The sequence below is a fragment of the Streptomyces sp. NPDC001941 genome (assembly GCF_040296945.1).
In the GTDB taxonomy this organism is placed as follows: Bacteria; Actinomycetota; Actinomycetes; order Streptomycetales; family Streptomycetaceae; genus Streptomyces.
The window spans coordinates 16,735-32,261 of record NZ_JBEOYE010000024.1; the positions used below are offsets into that span (position 1 = coordinate 16,735).

General features: G+C 71.0%; 15 protein-coding genes. 13 read left to right on the plus strand and 2 right to left on the minus strand.

Features of this window, described 5'->3' with window-relative positions:
* The first annotated feature begins 5 nt into the window (after positions 1 to 5).
* Together ABT160_RS18190 and ABT160_RS18195 are read left to right on the plus strand one after the other, a co-directional pair.
* Entirely contained in the window at positions 6 to 893 is an 888-nt protein-coding gene (locus tag ABT160_RS18190; RefSeq protein ID WP_351648624.1) for a tRNA (adenine-N1)-methyltransferase, read from the plus strand.
* A 188-nt stretch (positions 894 to 1,081) separates the two neighbouring features.
* On the plus strand, positions 1,082 to 1,657 hold the full coding sequence (locus ABT160_RS18195; RefSeq protein WP_351648626.1) for a hypothetical protein: 576 nt from the start codon (positions 1,082 to 1,084) through the stop codon (positions 1,655 to 1,657).
* A 36-nt stretch (positions 1,658 to 1,693) separates the two neighbouring features.
* On the opposite strand, the gene ABT160_RS18200 is transcribed toward ABT160_RS18195, so the two are convergent.
* Positions 1,694 to 2,005 (minus strand): ferredoxin, encoded by a 312-nt coding sequence (locus tag ABT160_RS18200; protein ID WP_351648627.1) that lies wholly within the window; start codon positions 2,003 to 2,005, stop codon positions 1,694 to 1,696.
* Positions 2,006 to 2,259: 254 nt separating this feature from the next.
* On the opposite strand from ABT160_RS18200, the gene arc reads away from it, so the two are divergent.
* The 5 genes from arc to prcA all read left to right on the plus strand — a co-directional run bounded on the left by arc (position 2,260) and on the right by prcA (position 7,975).
* Positions 2,260 to 4,026 (plus strand): proteasome ATPase, encoded by a 1,767-nt coding sequence (gene arc / locus ABT160_RS18205; RefSeq protein WP_351648628.1) that lies wholly within the window; start codon positions 2,260 to 2,262, stop codon positions 4,024 to 4,026.
* A 238-nt stretch (positions 4,027 to 4,264) separates the two neighbouring features.
* Complete coding sequence (dop, locus tag ABT160_RS18210; protein ID WP_351648630.1) at positions 4,265 to 5,776, plus strand: depupylase/deamidase Dop; 1,512 nt, start codon at positions 4,265 to 4,267, stop codon at positions 5,774 to 5,776.
* A 204-nt stretch (positions 5,777 to 5,980) separates the two neighbouring features.
* The gene (locus ABT160_RS18215) at positions 5,981 to 6,199 is read left to right on the plus strand and encodes a ubiquitin-like protein Pup (protein WP_030918434.1); all 219 of its coding nucleotides are present in this window, start codon (positions 5,981 to 5,983) and stop codon (positions 6,197 to 6,199) included.
* Between the two features lie 146 nt (positions 6,200 to 6,345).
* Positions 6,346 to 7,191, plus strand: a complete 846-nt coding sequence (gene prcB, locus ABT160_RS18220; protein WP_351648631.1) for a proteasome subunit beta — start codon at positions 6,346 to 6,348, stop codon at positions 7,189 to 7,191.
* Between the two features lie 34 nt (positions 7,192 to 7,225).
* Positions 7,226 to 7,975, plus strand: a complete 750-nt coding sequence (gene prcA, locus ABT160_RS18225; protein ID WP_351648632.1) for a proteasome subunit alpha — start codon at positions 7,226 to 7,228, stop codon at positions 7,973 to 7,975.
* A gap of 100 nt (positions 7,976 to 8,075) precedes the next feature.
* Here prcA and ABT160_RS18230 read toward each other — a convergent pair whose 3' ends face one another.
* The gene (locus ABT160_RS18230) at positions 8,076 to 9,194 is read right to left on the minus strand and encodes a LacI family DNA-binding transcriptional regulator (RefSeq protein WP_351648634.1); all 1,119 of its coding nucleotides are present in this window, start codon (positions 9,192 to 9,194) and stop codon (positions 8,076 to 8,078) included.
* Positions 9,195 to 9,280: 86 nt separating this feature from the next.
* Here ABT160_RS18230 and ABT160_RS18235 point away from each other — a divergent pair, with 86 nt between their 5' ends.
* The 6 genes from ABT160_RS18235 (at position 9,281) to ABT160_RS18260 (ending at position 15,519) form a co-directional block, all read left to right on the plus strand.
* On the plus strand, positions 9,281 to 10,561 hold the full coding sequence (locus tag ABT160_RS18235; RefSeq protein WP_351648635.1) for an MFS transporter: 1,281 nt from the start codon (positions 9,281 to 9,283) through the stop codon (positions 10,559 to 10,561).
* Between the two features lie 9 nt (positions 10,562 to 10,570).
* On the plus strand, positions 10,571 to 11,932 hold the full coding sequence (gene pafA / locus ABT160_RS18240; RefSeq protein WP_351648636.1) for a Pup--protein ligase: 1,362 nt from the start codon (positions 10,571 to 10,573) through the stop codon (positions 11,930 to 11,932).
* 110 nt (positions 11,933 to 12,042) lie between these two features.
* Entirely contained in the window at positions 12,043 to 12,987 is a 945-nt protein-coding gene (locus tag ABT160_RS18245) for an FKBP-type peptidyl-prolyl cis-trans isomerase (RefSeq protein ID WP_351648638.1), read from the plus strand.
* A 72-nt stretch (positions 12,988 to 13,059) separates the two neighbouring features.
* Positions 13,060 to 13,440, plus strand: coding sequence for an FKBP-type peptidyl-prolyl cis-trans isomerase (locus tag ABT160_RS18250; RefSeq protein ID WP_351648639.1), 381 nt, complete (start codon positions 13,060 to 13,062; stop codon positions 13,438 to 13,440).
* Between the two features lie 140 nt (positions 13,441 to 13,580).
* Positions 13,581 to 14,537 (plus strand): helix-turn-helix transcriptional regulator, encoded by a 957-nt coding sequence (locus ABT160_RS18255; RefSeq protein WP_351648640.1) that lies wholly within the window; start codon positions 13,581 to 13,583, stop codon positions 14,535 to 14,537.
* A 16-nt stretch (positions 14,538 to 14,553) separates the two neighbouring features.
* Positions 14,554 to 15,519: a helix-turn-helix transcriptional regulator gene (locus tag ABT160_RS18260; RefSeq protein ID WP_351648642.1), complete on the plus strand. Its 966-nt coding sequence runs from the start codon at positions 14,554 to 14,556 to the stop codon at positions 15,517 to 15,519.
* Positions 15,520 to 15,527 lie beyond the last annotated feature (8 nt).

A 15,527-nucleotide genomic window follows, 5' to 3' on the forward strand; every position in this document is an offset into this window, starting at 1 on the left:
GTCACATGTCCGAACCGACCGGTGCCGCCCGCCGTCGCGGGCCCTTCAAGGTCGGGGACCAGGTCCAGCTCACCGACCCCAAGGGACGCCACTACACGTTCACGCTCGAAGAGGGAAAGAACTTCCACACCCACAAGGGTTCTTTCCCCCACGACGAGCTGATCGGTGCTCCCGAGGGCAGTGTTGTCCGTACCACGGGAAACGTCGCCTACCTCGCGCTGCGCCCCCTGCTCCCCGACTACGTCCTGTCCATGCCCCGCGGCGCCGCCGTGGTCTACCCCAAGGACGCGGGGCAGATCCTGGCCTTCGCCGACATCTTCCCCGGCGCGCGCGTCGTCGAGGCGGGGGTGGGCTCCGGTTCGCTGAGCTCCTTCCTGCTCCGCGCCATCGGCGACCAGGGCATGCTGCACTCCTACGAGCGCCGTGAGGACTTCGCGGAGATCGCGAAGGGGAACGTCGAGCGCTACTTCGGCGGCCCCCACCCGGCGTGGGAGCTGACCGTCGGCGACCTCCAGGACAACCTGTCCGACACCGACGTCGACCGCGTCATCCTGGACATGCTCGCCCCCTGGGAGTGCCTGGACGCCGTCTCCAAGGCGCTCGTGCCCGGCGGCATCCTCTGCTGCTACGTGGCCACGACCACCCAGCTCGCCCGGACCGTCGAGTCGATCCGCGAGATCGGCTGCTTCGCCGAGCCGCAGCCCTGGGAGTCGATGATCCGCAACTGGCACGTGGAGGGCCTCGCGGTCCGCCCGGACCACCGCATGATCGGCCACACCGGCTTCCTGGTCACCGCCCGCCGCCTCGCCGACGGCGTGGAGCCCCCGATGCGCCGCCGCCGCCCCGCCAAGGGCGCGTACGGCGAGGACTACGAGGGCCCCAACAAGGGCTGACCCGCACAACGCACCGGCGCCGCCGCCCGGTTCCCGCCTCCGCGCGGGGAACCGGACGGCGGCGCCTTCACGTTGGCGCCCGGCATTGGCGTACGCGAACGGGTCCGCACCCCGCTGCTGCGCCCCGGTGTGACGTGTGGCACCATGCTGGGCACCCCTCGCCGCACCATCCACAGGAGACACTCCGCGTGCAGCCCTCCGCCCTCCCGGACCTCGCGCACACCCACCCCGGTCCGGTGCACTGGCTGGCCACCGCCGCGGCGATGGCCGCCGTGGTGGCCGGCGCGGCCCTGCTCCAGCCCGACGCCGCCACCGCCTCCACGACGGCGAAGGCCGCGGGCGGCGCCCGGGCGGCCGTGCTGCCCGCGCCCGACCCCGCGGGCGTACGCCTCCCGCTGGAGTGCGGAGGGGCGCCCGCGGTGGTGACCAAGAGGGTGTCGGGCGACCTGGACGGCGACGGCGTCCCGGAGACGGTCGCGGCGGCCCGCTGCGACGCGGGCTCGGGCACCCCGCCCAGCGGCCTCTACGTGCTCACCCGGGGCCGCGACGGGCACGCGCGCGTGGTCGCCACGCTCCTGGAGCCCAAGGAGGGCCTGAGCGTCGGCGAGCTGACCCTGCGCGCCGGTGTGGTGGACGCCACGCTGTTCGGCTACTCGTCGGCGAGCGTGCCGCGCTCCAGCCCGGACCGCGAGGACGCGGTCAGCTGGACCTGGCGCGGCGGCGCCTTCGTGCGCGCGGCGCGGACCGCGGACCGCACGGTCTGAGCGCGCGGTCCGGCGCCCGGGCGCGCGCCCGGCCGGTCAGTCGGCGTCGGGCCCGTAGACCTCGACCCTGTCCGAAACCCGACGCACGTGGATGCAGTCGCCGGGGCACTCCTTGGCGGAGTCCACGACGTCCCGCAGCAGCGGCAGGGGCACCGGGGTGGTGGCGCCCGGGTCCTGGAGGAGTTCGTCGTCGGAACTCTTCACGTAAGCGAGTCCGTCGATGTCGAGCTCGAAGACCTCCGGCGCGTACTGCGCGCAGATCCCGTCGCCGGTGCACAGGTCCTGGTCGATCCAGACCTCGAGGGCCTCTCCGGCTTCGGTGGAGGGAGCCTCGTGCCGCACGGTCATATCCGCCTGCCGTTTCCTGCGTCGGAGTGGAGCAAAGTGATGTAAGTCGGGCCAGCCCTGACGGGTGTTGACTGGTTCGACGATACCTCCGCCCGCTTTCCGATGTTGATGGGTGGGTATTCCCCTGGCGTGAGGGAGAGCGCAAGGGTGAAGATCGGACACGCCCCGCAGTCTTTGTGATCTAGGGGTTTCAATCACCACCCGCCCAGGTAGGGTCAGGAAGCGTCCAGCTCCCCTTGGAGGAGGTGAGGACCGTGGCAGCCCACGACGACGACATCAACCGCGGCATCCGGCCCGGACGGGGGTCCGACGACCCCGCCGGTCAGGTTGCCTATCTCGAGCAGGAAATCGCCGTCCTGCGACGCAAGCTCGCCGACTCTCCGCGTCATACGAGGATTCTCGAAGAGCGGATCGTCGAGCTGCAGACCAACCTGGCCGGCGTGTCCGCGCAGAACGAGCGGCTCGCCAACACGCTCCGTGAGGCACGAGACCAGATCGTGGCCCTCAAGGAGGAAGTCGACCGGCTCGCGCAGCCGCCGGCCGGCTTCGGAGTGTTCCTGACGGCCAACGAGGACGGCACGGCGGACATCTTCACCGGGGGCCGCAAGCTCCGGGTGAACGTCAGCCCCAGCGTCGAGCTCGAAGAGCTCAGGCGCGGCCAGGAAGTCATGCTCAACGAAGCGCTGAACGTGGTCGAGGCCATGGCGTTCGAGCGCGCCGGGGACATCGTCACCCTCAAGGAGATCCTCGAGGACGGCGAGCGGGCCCTGGTGGTGGGGCACACGGACGAGGAACGGGTGGTCAGGCTCGCCGAGCCGCTGCTGGACGTCACCATCCGCCCCGGCGACGCCCTCCTGCTGGAACCCAGGTCCGGCTACGTGTACGAGGTGGTCCCGAAGAGCGAGGTCGAGGAGCTCGTCCTCGAAGAGGTCCCGGACGTCGACTACGACAAGATCGGCGGTCTGGGCAACCAGATCGAACTGATCCGCGACGCGGTCGAGCTGCCGTACCTCTACCCCGACCTCTTCAAGGAGCACGAACTGCGGCCGCCGAAGGGCATCCTGCTCTACGGCCCGCCCGGTTGCGGCAAGACGCTGATCGCGAAGGCCGTGGCCAACTCGCTCGCCAAGAAGGTCGCCGAGGTGACCGGGCAGCCCCAGGGGAAGTCCTACTTCCTCAATATCAAGGGCCCCGAGCTCCTCAACAAGTACGTCGGCGAGACCGAGCGGCACATCCGCCTGGTCTTCCAGCGGGCCAGGGAGAAGGCGAGCGAGGGCACCCCCGTCATCGTCTTCTTCGACGAGATGGAATCCCTCTTCCGCACCCGCGGATCCGGTGTCAGCTCGGACGTGGAGAACACCATCGTCCCGCAGCTGCTCGCCGAGATCGACGGCGTGGAGGGGCTGGAGAACGTCATCGTCATCGGCGCCTCCAACCGCGAGGACATGATCGACCCCGCGATCCTGCGGCCCGGCCGGCTCGACGTGAAGATCAAGATCGAGCGCCCGGACGCGGAGGCGGCGAAGGACATCTTCGCCAAGTACCTCACCGCCACCCTCCCGCTGCACGCGGACGACCTGTCCGAGCACAGCGGGTCGAAGGAGGGCGCCGCCCACGCCATGATCCAGTCGGTCGTGGAGCAGATGTACGCGGAGTCCGAGGAGAACCGCTTCCTCGAGGTCACGTACGCCAACGGCGACAAGGAAGTCCTGTACTTCAAGGACTTCAACTCCGGCGCCATGATCCAGAACATCGTGGACCGGGCGAAGAAGATGGCCATCAAGGCCTTCCTCGACCACAACCAGAAGGGCATCCGGGTCTCCCACCTCCTCCAGGCGTGCGTGGACGAGTTCAAGGAGAACGAGGACCTGCCCAACACCACCAACCCGGACGACTGGGCCCGCATCTCCGGCAAGAAGGGCGAGCGGATCGTGTTCATCCGCACGCTCGTCACCGGCAAGCAGGGCGCGGACACCGGACGCTCCATCGACACGGTGGCCAACACCGGTCAGTACCTGTAGAGCAGAGACCGGCTGCGGATGTCCGCCACTCGGGCATCCGCAGCCTGTTGCTTTCCACGGGGCTTGAACCACACCAGAGCAATGACGGAATTGATCTCCCCACCAGCGCAAAGGCGTTCTAGGCTCTTCCGTACCGCCGAGCGCGCAGTGCGGGGACGGGCACCGCACACGCACCGGAGAAACAGCGGTACTTGAGCGACGCCCCCGAACGCGGGCGCCGCCGGGCAAGGAGGGCCGCATGACCGTACGGCGAGTAATGGGCATCGAGACGGAGTACGGCATCTCCGTTCCCGGGCACCCGAACGCCAATGCCATGCTCACCTCGTCCCAGATCGTCAACGCCTACGCGGCGGCGATGCACCGGGCGCGCCGCGCCCGCTGGGACTTCGAGGAGGAGAACCCGCTGCGGGACGCCCGCGGCTTCGACCTCGCCCGCGAGGCCGCCGACTCCAGCCAGCTCACCGACGAGGACATCGGCCTGGCCAACGTCATCCTCACCAACGGCGCGCGGCTGTACGTCGACCACGCGCACCCGGAGTACAGCTCGCCGGAGATCACCAACCCGCGCGACGCCGTGCTGTGGGACAAGGCGGGCGAGCGGATCATGGCGGAGGCGGCGGAGCGCGCGGCACAGCTGCCCGGCGCGCAGCCCATCCACCTGTACAAGAACAACACCGACAACAAGGGCGCATCCTACGGCACGCACGAGAACTACCTGATGAAGCGGGAGACCCCCTTCTCGGACATCGTGCGCCACCTGACGCCGTTCTTCGTCTCGCGCCAGGTCTTCGCCGGCGCGGGCCGCGTCGGCATCGGCCAGGACGGCCACGAGCACGGCTTCCAGATCAGCCAGCGCGCCGACTACTTCGAGGTCGAGGTCGGCCTGGAGACCACGCTCAAGCGGCCCATCATCAACACCCGCGACGAGCCGCACGCGGACGCCGAGAAGTACCGCAGGCTCCACGTGATCATCGGCGACGCCAACCTCTCCGAGATCTCGACCTACCTCAAGCTGGGCACCACCTCGCTGGTGCTCTCCATGATCGAGGACTCCTTCATCAACGTCGACCTGGCCGTGGACCAGCCGGTGCGCACCCTGCACCAGGTCTCCCACGACCCGTCGCTCACCCGGCTGGTGACGCTGCGCAGCGGCCGGACGCTGACCGCCGTACAGCTCCAGATGGAGTACTACGAGCTGGCCCGCAAGTACGTCGAGGAGCGCTTCGGGGCCGATGCGGACGAGCAGACCAAGGACGTCCTGAGCCGCTGGGAGGACACCCTCAACCGGCTCGAGAACGACCCGATGAGCCTGTCCGGCGAGCTCGACTGGATCGCCAAGCGGGAGATCCTGGAGGGCTACCGGCGCCGCGACTCGCTGGACTGGGACGCCGCCCGGCTGCACCTGGTGGACCTGCAGTACGCCGACGTGCGCCCGGAGAAGGGCCTCTACAACCGTCTGGTGGCCCGCGGCAAGATGAAGCGGCTGCTGACCGAGGACGAGGTCGAGCGGGCCGAGACGGCGCCCCCCGAGGACACCCGCGCGTACTTCCGCGGCCGCTGTCTGGAGCAGTACGCGGACGACGTGGCCGCGGCCTCCTGGGACTCGGTCATCTTCGACCTGCCCGGGCGCGACTCGCTCCAGCGGGTCCCCACCCTGGAGCCGCTGCGGGGCACCCGCAACCACGTCAAGGAGCTGCTGGACCGCTGCCGCACGGCGGAGGACCTGGTACGCGTGCTGAGCGGCGGCTGAGCCGCTCCGGGGCGGCCCGGCAGGGGCCGCCCCGGCCAAACGTTCAAGCCGAGGGCGAAAGACCGGCTGAAAGTCCCGGGGGCTGGGAATCATCGGGTTGGCCCCCGGACGTTGCAGTAACTACGGGGCCGATGTCAGCACCTGCTTGTAGGGTCTGATCTTGAGACACCGAACCAAGCGGTCTAACCGAGCGGGGTGAGGGATATGGCGACCAAGGACACCGGCGGCGGACAGCAGAAGGCCACGCGTTCCACCGAGGAGGTCGAGGAGCAGGCGCAGGAGGCGCAGGCTTCGGAGGACCTCAAGGAGCGCCAGGAGAAGCTGTCGGACGACGTGGACTCCGTTCTCGACGAGATCGACGACGTGCTCGAGGAAAATGCCGAGGACTTCGTACGAAGCTTCGTGCAAAAGGGCGGACAGTAAAGCTCGTTGTCCGTCCCGGGGCCGTCGGCCGGAGCCGGCCGCACCGGGACGGATGACCGGCGAGCGCACGGGTAAGGTCCGTGCACGAGAGCAAGATCGGCCGGCCGCTCGACGCGGCGGGCCGCCGCCTATCCGGAAGGAATCGCGTGGAAGCCAACCCTCGTAGCACCGGGCGTCTGCCGGCGGCCTTCCTGACGCCCGGGTCGTCGTCCTTCATGGACTTCCTGTCCGGGCACGCGCCGGAGATGCTGCCCGGCAAGCGGTCGCTGCCGCCCGTGCAGGGCCACATCGAGGCGCCGCACGGCACCACCATCGTCGCGGTCACGTTCCCCGGGGGCGTGGTGCTCGCCGGTGACCGGCGCGCCACGATGGGCAACATGATCGCGCAGCGGGACATCGAGAAGGTGTTCCCGGCCGACGAGTACTCCGCGGTGGGCATCGCGGGCACCGCGGGCCTCGCGGTGGAGATGGTCAAGCTCTTCCAGCTGGAGCTGGAGCACTTCGAGAAGGTGGAGGGCGTCCAGCTGTCCCTCGAGGGCAAGGCGAACCGTCTCTCCACCATGATCCGCAGCAACCTCGGCATGGCGATGCAGGGCCTCGCGGTCGTCCCGCTGTTCGCGGGCTTCGACGTGGACAAGGAGAAGGGCCGCATCTTCTCGTACGACGTGACCGGCGGCCGTTCCGAGGAGACGGGGTACGCGGCGACGGGCTCCGGCTCGGTCTTCGCCCGCGGCTCCATGAAGAAGCTCTACCGCGAGGACCTCACGGAGGAGCAGGCCACCACCCTGGTCGTGCAGGCGCTGTACGACGCGGCCGACGACGACTCGGCGACCGGCGGCCCCGACATGGCCCGGCGGATCTTCCCGATCGTCACGGTCATCACGGACGAGGGCTACCGCCGCCTCACCGACGAGGAGTCCTCCGGGATCGCCCGCTCGGTCCTCGACCGGCGGATGGAACAGCCCGACGGTCCGCGCGCCGCCCTCCTCTGATGAACTCGCCACTGAAGAAAGGGACGGACAGCCGGTGACTACGCCGTTCTACGTCTCACCCGCACAGGCCATGCAGGACCGGGCGGAGTACGCCCGCAAGGGCATCGCCCGCGGCCGCAGCCTCGTCGTGCTGCAGTACACCGACGGCATCGTCTTCGTCGGTGAGAACCCGTCCCGCGCGCTGCACAAGTTCAGCGAGATCTACGACCGGATCGGCTTCGCCGCCGCCGGCAAGTACAACGAGTACGAGAACCTCCGCATCGGCGGCGTGCGCTACGCCGACCTGCGCGGGTACACCTACGACCGCGACGACGTGACCGCGCGCGGCCTGGCCAACGTGTACGCGCAGACGCTGGGCACGATCTTCTCCAGCGCCGGCGAGAAGCCCTACGAGGTGGAGCTGGTCGTCGCCGAGGTCGGGCAGTCGCCCGAGGGCGACCAGATCTACCGGCTGCCGCACGACGGCTCGATCGTGGACGAGCACGGCTCGGTCGCGGTCGGTGGCAACGCCGAGCAGATCAGCAACTACCTGGACCAGCGCCACCGCGACGGCATGTCGCTCGCCGAGGCGCTGAAGCTCGCGGTGCAGGCCCTGTCCCGGGACACCAACGGCAGCGAGCGGGAGATCCCCGCGGAGCGCCTCGAGGTGGCGGTGCTGGACCGGACCCGTCCGCAGCAGCGCAAGTTCAAGCGGATCGTGGGCCGCCAGCTGTCCCGCCTCCTGGAGGCGGACAACGCGGCCGTGACGAAGACGGACGACCCGTCCGACGACGTCGAGGAGTGACACCCCGCTCCCGCACCGGGTCCTGAGCCCGGTGCGCTGACCCCGATGCCTGACCCCGGTGCCCCGGCCCGCCTCGTGCGCGGACCGGGGCACCGGGCCGTCAGGGGGCCGGGCGGGGGCGTGCGGGGCCCGTGGAGCCCCGGACCACCAGCTCCACCGGCAGGTCCCCGTCCTCGGGCCGTTCGCCCGCCAGGACGGCGAGGAGGGCCGTCATGCCGCGCTCGCCGACCCGCTCGGCGGGCAGCCGCAGCGTGGTGAGCTCCGGCTCCACCGCGGTCGCCAGGGCGAGGTCGTCGAAGCCGGTCACCGAGACGTCCTCGGGGACCCGCAGGCCGAGCCGGCGGGCGGCCTTGCAGGCCCCGGCGGCAAGGATGTCGTCGTCGCAGACGATCGCGGTCGGGGCGGGGCCGGGGGCGGCCAGGGCGCGGACGGTGTGCTCCAGGGCGTCGTGGACGTGCAGCGGGGAGCGTTCGGTGCGCAGGTTCGCCCCGCGCAGCGCCCGCGCCAGGGCCTCGGCGCGCACGTCGAAGGTCCAGGACGGCACCGCCGAGGCCAGGTGGAGGAAGTCGCGGTGGCCCAGGGCCAGCAGATGGTCCGTCACCTGGCGCATGCCGTCGGCGATGTCGAGGTTCACCCGGGCCGCGGCGGCCCCGTCGGCCGGGTCGCTGTCGAGCATCACCAGCGGCAGGTCGCTGCCCCGGATCGCGGTGAGGGCCTCGGCGGCCATCGAGGAGGCGATGACGCCGTCGAGCGCGGCCCGGGCGGAGGCGAAGGGGTCCCTGGCGGGGCCCACGCCGTCGGGGGAGGGGTAGAGCACGACGCCGAAGCCGTGTTCGGCGGCCACGGTGGCGGCGCCGGTGTAGACCCGGGCGAAGAACTCGTTGGTGAGGGCCGGGACGACGAGGAGTGCGGTGCGGGTGCTGCCCAGGCGCAGGCTGCGGGCGGCCAGGTTGGGCCGGTAGCCCAGTTCCTGGGCGGCCCCGCGGACCAGTTCCGCGGTGCGGGCGGAGACCCGGCCGCGCCACTTGTCGCCGAGCACCAGGGAGACGGTGGCCTGGGACACCCCGGCGGCCCGGGCCACGTCGCGGCTGGTGGGCCGGGCCGCGCCGGGTTCGGCGGCGGTGGGGTGGGGCTGGGGGGTGCGCACGGGTGCCTCCGCGGTCGACGGCTGCTCGCAGCCGGGTTCCAGCACGCGGGTGGACCCGCGGAATGCGCCCATGGTACGTATAACGGAGCACGTTATACGTAACACTCCGGTCGCCGTGCCGGACGATCCGGCCCCCGGCCGGGCGAGAGGGGCAGCAGATGGCCGCAGGGGCCAGCGGTTACGCCGACATCCTGAGGGCGCCGCACGCGATGCGGCTGCTCCTCGGCACGCTCGTGGGGCGGCTGCCCAACGGCATCGCGTCCATCGCCATCGTGCTCTTCGTCCGCGCCGAGGGCGGCGGCTACGCCCTGGCGGGCGGCCTGGTCGCGGCCTACGGCGTCGCCACGGCCGTCGGCCAGCCGCTGCTCGGCCGCGCCGTGGACCTGTACGGCCAGCCGCGCGTGCAGCTGCCCGCCGCGGTCCTGTCCGCCCTCGGCACGGTGCTGCTGGCCGCCGTCGGCATCGACCCGCTCTGGGTCGCGTACCTCGCCTGCGTCGTCGCCGGTGTGTTCACGCCGCCGCTGGAGGGCGGGCTGCGGGCGCTGTGGCCCAGCGTGCTCGGCCGCGAGGACCACGTGCACCGGGCGTACGCGCTGGACGCGGTCGCCCAGGAAGTCATGTTCACCGTCGGCCCGCTGGTGGTGACCCTGCTCGCCTCCCTGTGGTCGCCGACCGCCGCGCTGCTGGTCATCAACGTCCTCGGCGTCCTGGGCGCGCTGTCCGTGGTGGTGTCCGAGCCGTCCCGCACCTGGCGCTCCGCGCCCCGCGAGGCGCACTGGCTGGGCGCCCTGCGCTCCCGGGGCCTGCTCGCCCTGCTGGGCGCGTTCTTCTTCGTGGGCCTCGCCCTCGGCTCCATCGCGGTCGCCGCCATGGCGTACTCCGACGGCAACGGCGGCGACGCCGTGTACGGCTGGCTGATGGCCGCCCTCGGCTTGGGGGCCCTGGTCGGCGGGGTGTTCTACGGCGCCCGACAGTGGGCCGGCGCGCCCGAGCGGCGGCTTCGCGCCATCGTGGCGCTGCTCGCGGTCGGCTACCTGCCGCTGATGCTCACCCCCGGCGCCGTCGCCATGACCGCGCTCGCCGCCCTCGCCGGGGTGTTCCTGGCGCCCGCGCTCGCGTGCGCGTTCATCGTGGTGGACCGGCACGCACCGCGCGGCACCGTGACGGAGGCCTTCTCCTGGCTGGTGACCACCTTCGGGGTGGGCGCGGCCGTCGGCTCGGCGGTCGCCGGACCGGTCGTCGAACTGTCCGGGGCCACCGCCAGTTTCGCCGTCGCGGGAGCCGGAGGATTCGCCGCGCTGCTGGTCCTGGTGGCCACCCGGAAGGTCCTCGCAGTTCCCGGCCGTACGACGGAACTCGCCAAAGCCGTACCGGCCGTATCGGAAAATGATCGAAACGGTGCCGTCGAACCCGGTTTCAGCACAGGCCATCGGGCGTAATGTTCAGTCATGGACCGCCGCATTTTCGGGCTGGAGAACGAGTACGGCGTCACGTGCACGTTCAGGGGACAGCGCCGACTGTCACCTGACGAAGTGGCGCGCTACCTCTTCCGCCGTGTCGTGTCATGGGGCCGCAGCAGCAACGTCTTCCTGCGGAACGGCGCCCGCCTGTACCTGGACGTGGGATCGCATCCGGAATACGCAACACCCGAATGCGACAACGTGACCGAACTGGTCACCCACGACAAGGCGGGCGAGCGCATTCTCGAAGGCCTGCTGGTCGACGCCGAACGCCGACTTCACGAGGAGGGAATCGCGGGGGACGTCTACCTGTTCAAGAACAACACCGACTCCGCCGGCAACTCCTACGGCTGCCACGAGAACTACCTGGTGGCCCGGCACGGGGAGTTCTCCCGGCTCGCGGACATCCTCATCCCGTTCCTGGTGACCCGTCAGCTCATCTGCGGGGCCGGGAAGGTGCTCCAGACGCCGCGCGGCGCGGTCTACTGCGTCAGCCAGCGCGCCGAGCACATCTGGGAGGGCGTCAGCTCCGCCACCACCCGCTCGCGCCCGATCATCAACACCCGCGACGAGCCGCACGCGGACGCCGAGCGCTACCGTCGGCTGCACGTGATCGTCGGCGACTCCAACATGTCCGAGACGACCATGCTGCTCAAGGTCGGCGCCACCGACCTGGTGCTGCGCATGATCGAGGCGGGCACCGTGATGCGCGACCTGACCCTGGAGAACCCGATCCGGGCGATCCGCGAGGTCAGCCACGACATCACCGGGCAGCGCAAGGTGCGCCTGGCCAGCGGGCGGGAGGCCTCCGCGCTGGAGGTGCAGCGCGAGTACTACGAGAAGGCCGTGGACTTCGTCGACCGGCGCGGCATCCGCACCGGCACCGTCGAGCAGGTCCTGGAGCTGTGGGGCCGCACCCTGGACGCGATCGAGGCGGAGGACCTCGACCGCATCGGCACCGAGATCGACTGGGTGATGAAGTACCAGCTCATCGAGCGGTACCGGGCCAAGCACAACATGACCATGTCGCACCCGCGCGTGGCGCAGATAGACCTCGCCTACCACGACATCCACCGTCGCCGGGGCCTGTACTACCTCCTGGAGCGCAAGGGCCAGGCCGCCCGCATCTGCAACGACCTGAAGATCTTCGAGGGCAAGTCGGTGCCCCCGCAGACCACCCGGGCGCGGCTGCGCGGCGACTTCATCCGGCGCGCCCAGGAGCAGCGCCGGGACTTCACGGTCGACTGGGTGCACCTGAAGCTGAACGACCAGGCGCAGCGCACGGTGCTGTGCAAGGACCCGTTCCGCTCGGTGGACGACCGGGTGGAGAAGCTCATCGCCGGAATGTGACAGACGGTCACCGATCGCGACGCGGGCCCCGCACGTTCCTCGTGCGGGGCCCGTGGCACGTCCTAGAGTGGGCGCCCTGACCACTGTGCCGTCTGAGATCTGAGGAACACGTGCGCCGACTTGCCGGCCTGCTCGTCGTCCCGCTGCTGCTGTTGTCGACAGCGGCGTGCGGGGACGACAAGGGCTCCGACTCCAACTCCACCTCGATGAGCAACGGACTGCCCGCCGTCACCGCGGGCAAGAAGTTCGGCGAGAAGCCCACCCTGGCCAAGGGCGAGGGCGACCCGCCGAAGGAACTCAAGATCAACGTCCTCAGCGAGGGCAAGGGCGACAAGCTCAAGAAGGGCGACCAGGCCTCGGTCAACTACCTGGGCCAGCTGTGGGCGGGCGACAAGCCGTTCGACAACAGCTTCGACCGCGGCCAGCCGTTCGACGTGAACGTCGGCGGCGGCGGTGTCATCGAGGGTTGGCAGAAGGCGCTGGACGGCCAGAAGGTCGGCAGTCGCCTGGAGGTCTCGATCCCGCCGGAGCTGGGTTACGGGGACCAGGGCCAGGGCGACATCCCGCCCAAGTCCACGCTCGTCTTCGTGATGGACATCGTGAAGGCGGCGACCATCCCGACCGCCGCCAAGGGCACCAACGTCGCGCAGGAGGACGCCGACCTGCCGAAGGTGGGCACCAACACCGACGGCAAGGCGCCCTCGCTGGAGATCCCGAAGAAGGACGCGCCCGCGAAGCTGGTCTCCACCTACGTGATCGAGGGCACCGGCCCGGCCGTGAAGGCCAGCGACACCCTCACCGTCCAGTACCAGGGCAAGGTCTGGAAGGACGGCAAGGAGTTCGACAGCAGCTACGCGCGCGGTGGCGCCCCGGTCTCCTTCCCGCTCGCCCAGGTCATCCAGGGCTGGCAGAAGGGCCTGGCGGGCAAGAAGGTCGGCAGCCGCGTGCTGCTCGTCATCCCGCCGGCCGAGGGCTACGGCGACCAGGCCAGCGAGAAGATCCCGGCCAAGTCGACGCTGGTGTTCACCGTGGACATCCTCGCGGCGAAGGCCTGACCCACCGGGCACCCGCCGGGATGGCAGACTGTCCCGGTTGACCGGTTCACGATTTTTGAGGAGCACACTGCAGTGAGCATCGAGAAGCCCGAGATCGACTTCCCGGGCGGCGAGCCGCCGAAGGACCTTGAGATCAAGGACGTCTGGGAGGGCGACGGCGAGGTCGCCGAGGCCGGCGACGTCGTCCAGGTCCACTACGTGGGCGTGGCCTTCTCCACCGGCGAGGAGTTCGACGCCTCCTGGAACCGCGGCACCCCGCTGCAGTTCCAGCTCGGTGTCGGCCAGGTCATCCAGGGCTGGGACAAGGGCGTGCAGGGCATGAAGGTCGGCGGCCGCCGCCAGCTGATCATCCCCGCGAACCTCGCGTACGGCGACCGCGGCGCCGGCGGCGCCATCGCCCCGGGCGAGACGCTGATCTTCGTCTGCGACCTGACGGGTGTCGCCAAGCGCTGACCCCGCCCGGCCGGAACCGGCTGTTCCGAGGGCCCTTGCCTCCGTTGGCAAGGGCCCTCGGCTTTTGCCACGGGAGCGCGGAGCGGTACGGTCATCGGGGAAGTCCGAACTCCACAGGAACAGGCGGGTGCGGGGCGTCGATGGCCATTGCCAAGGCCGAGCGGCTGATGAATCTGGCGCTGTGCCTGCTGGGGACCCGGCGTCCGCTCAGCAAGCGTGAACTGCGCGGCTCCATCGAGGCCTACCTGGAGGCCGCGGGGGACGACGCGTTCAACCGCATGTTCGAGCGCGACAAGGACGACCTGCGAGAGCTCGGCCTGGTCATCGAGACCGTCGAGAACCTCGACGGCGAGACCGGCTACCTGGCCCGCCGCGACTCCAACCGGCTGCCGCCCATCCACTTCGACGCCGAGGAGGCCGCCGCCCTCGGCCTGGCCGCCAAGGTCTGGCAGCAGGCCCGGCTGGCCGGCGCCGCCAGCGGCGCCCTGCAGAAGCTCCGCGCCGCCGGGATGCCCGAGGCGGAGGACGCGTACGAGATCCAGCACAGCGCCCTGGAGCCGCGCATCCCGGTGCACGAGGCGGCCTTCGAGCCCCTGATGCTGGCCTGCCGCGACCGCCGCCCGGTCGTCTTCGACTACCGCAAGTCCACCGCCGCCCGCCCCGAGCAGCGCCACGTCGAGCCGTGGACGCTGGAGTGCTGGCGCGGCCACTGGTACCTGGCCGGCTGGGACCGCGACCGGGCCGCCGAGCGCGTCTTCCGGCTCTCCCGGATCACCGGACGGGTGCGCTCGCGCGCCGGGGCGTTCACTGCGGAGGTCCCCGACGTCAGCACCGTGCGCGAGACGGTGGAGGCCTGGGCGGGGGAGACGGCGACCCGCTCCGCGTTCATCCGGCTGCGCTCCGGCTGCGGCTACCCGCTGCGCGCCCGCGCCCTGTCCGTGCGGGACCTGGGCGACGGATGGGACGAGCTGGAGATCCCGTACGGACACGGACTCGACGCCTGGCTGGTGGAGTTCGGTCCCGACGTCGTCGTACTGGAGCCCGCTGACCTGCGGGCCGACGTGGTGGACCGGCTGCGCGCCGTGGCCAAGGGCTGAGGGGGACTCGTACAACGTGGCCGCGAACGCGATCGACCAGACCCGGCGGATGCTGTCCCTGGTGACCTACCTGCGCGAGCGCCCCGGCGCGCACGTCGGTGACGTCGCCCGGGCCTTCGGCATCACCGAGGACGAGCTGATCTCCGACCTCGACGTGCTGCCCATGTGCGGGACCAGCTTCCGCGGCGGCGACCTGCTCGACATCGACACCGACGGCGACCGGATCTGGTGGCACAACCCCGACGACGTCGCCGCCCCGCTGCGGCTGGCCGCCGACGAGGCGACCGCCCTGCTGGTCGCCGCGCGCGCCGTCGCCACCCTGCCCGGGCTGCGCGAGGGCGACCGCGAGGCGCTGCTGCGCGCCACCGCGAAGCTGGAGGCCGCCGCCGGCGAGGTGGCCGGGGCCAGCGCGCGCCTGTCGGTGACCTTCGAGTCCGAGGGCGGCGTCTTCGCCGAGGTCGACCGGGCCATCTCCGAGCGGCGCAGGCTGTGGGTGAAGTACTACTCGCCCGCGCGCGACGAGCTGACCGAGCGCGAGGTCGACCCGATCCGGCTGTTCGCCGTGGGCCACACGTACATGGAGGCCTGGTGCCGCCTGTCCGAGGCCCGGCGCACCTTCCGGCTCGACCGGGTGGCCGAGATCCGGCTGCTCGACGAGGCGTCCGCGCCGCCGGAGATCGAACTGCGGGACCTGTCGGAGGGGCTCGTGCAGCCCTCGGCCGAGGACCCGGAGGTGGTGGTCGAGGTCGGCCCCGGCGGACGCTGGGTCGCCGAGTACTACCCGCACGACAGCGCCGAGGAGCTGGCCGACGGCGGACTGCGCATCACGCTGCGCACCCCCGACCCGGCCTCGCTGCGCAGGCTGGCGCTGCGGCTGGGGCAGGACGGCCGGATCACGGCGCCCACCGAGCTCGCGGAGAGTGCGCGCCGGGCGGCCACCGAGGCGCTCGCCGCCTACGACGGCGCGGCGCGCCTCGAGTAGAGGGAGTC

Excerpts from the sequence above, each read along its gene's own strand:
- ABT160_RS18200 (WP_351648627.1), bottom strand. The coding sequence starts at position 2,005 with ATGACCGTGCGGCACGAGGCTCCCTCCACCGAAGCCGGAGAGGCCCTC.
- ABT160_RS18190 (WP_351648624.1), top strand. The coding sequence starts at position 6 with ATGTCCGAACCGACCGGTGCCGCCCGCCGTCGCGGGCCCTTCAAGGTC.
- dop (WP_351648630.1), top strand. The coding sequence starts at position 4,265 with ATGACCGTACGGCGAGTAATGGGCATCGAGACGGAGTACGGCATCTCC.
- ABT160_RS18215 (WP_030918434.1), top strand. The coding sequence starts at position 5,981 with ATGGCGACCAAGGACACCGGCGGCGGACAGCAGAAGGCCACGCGTTCC.
- ABT160_RS18235 (WP_351648635.1), top strand. The coding sequence starts at position 9,281 with ATGGCCGCAGGGGCCAGCGGTTACGCCGACATCCTGAGGGCGCCGCAC.
- ABT160_RS18230 (WP_351648634.1), bottom strand. The coding sequence starts at position 9,194 with ATGGGCGCATTCCGCGGGTCCACCCGCGTGCTGGAACCCGGCTGCGAG.
- pafA (WP_351648636.1), top strand. The coding sequence starts at position 10,571 with ATGGACCGCCGCATTTTCGGGCTGGAGAACGAGTACGGCGTCACGTGC.
- ABT160_RS18255 (WP_351648640.1), top strand. The coding sequence starts at position 13,581 with ATGGCCATTGCCAAGGCCGAGCGGCTGATGAATCTGGCGCTGTGCCTG.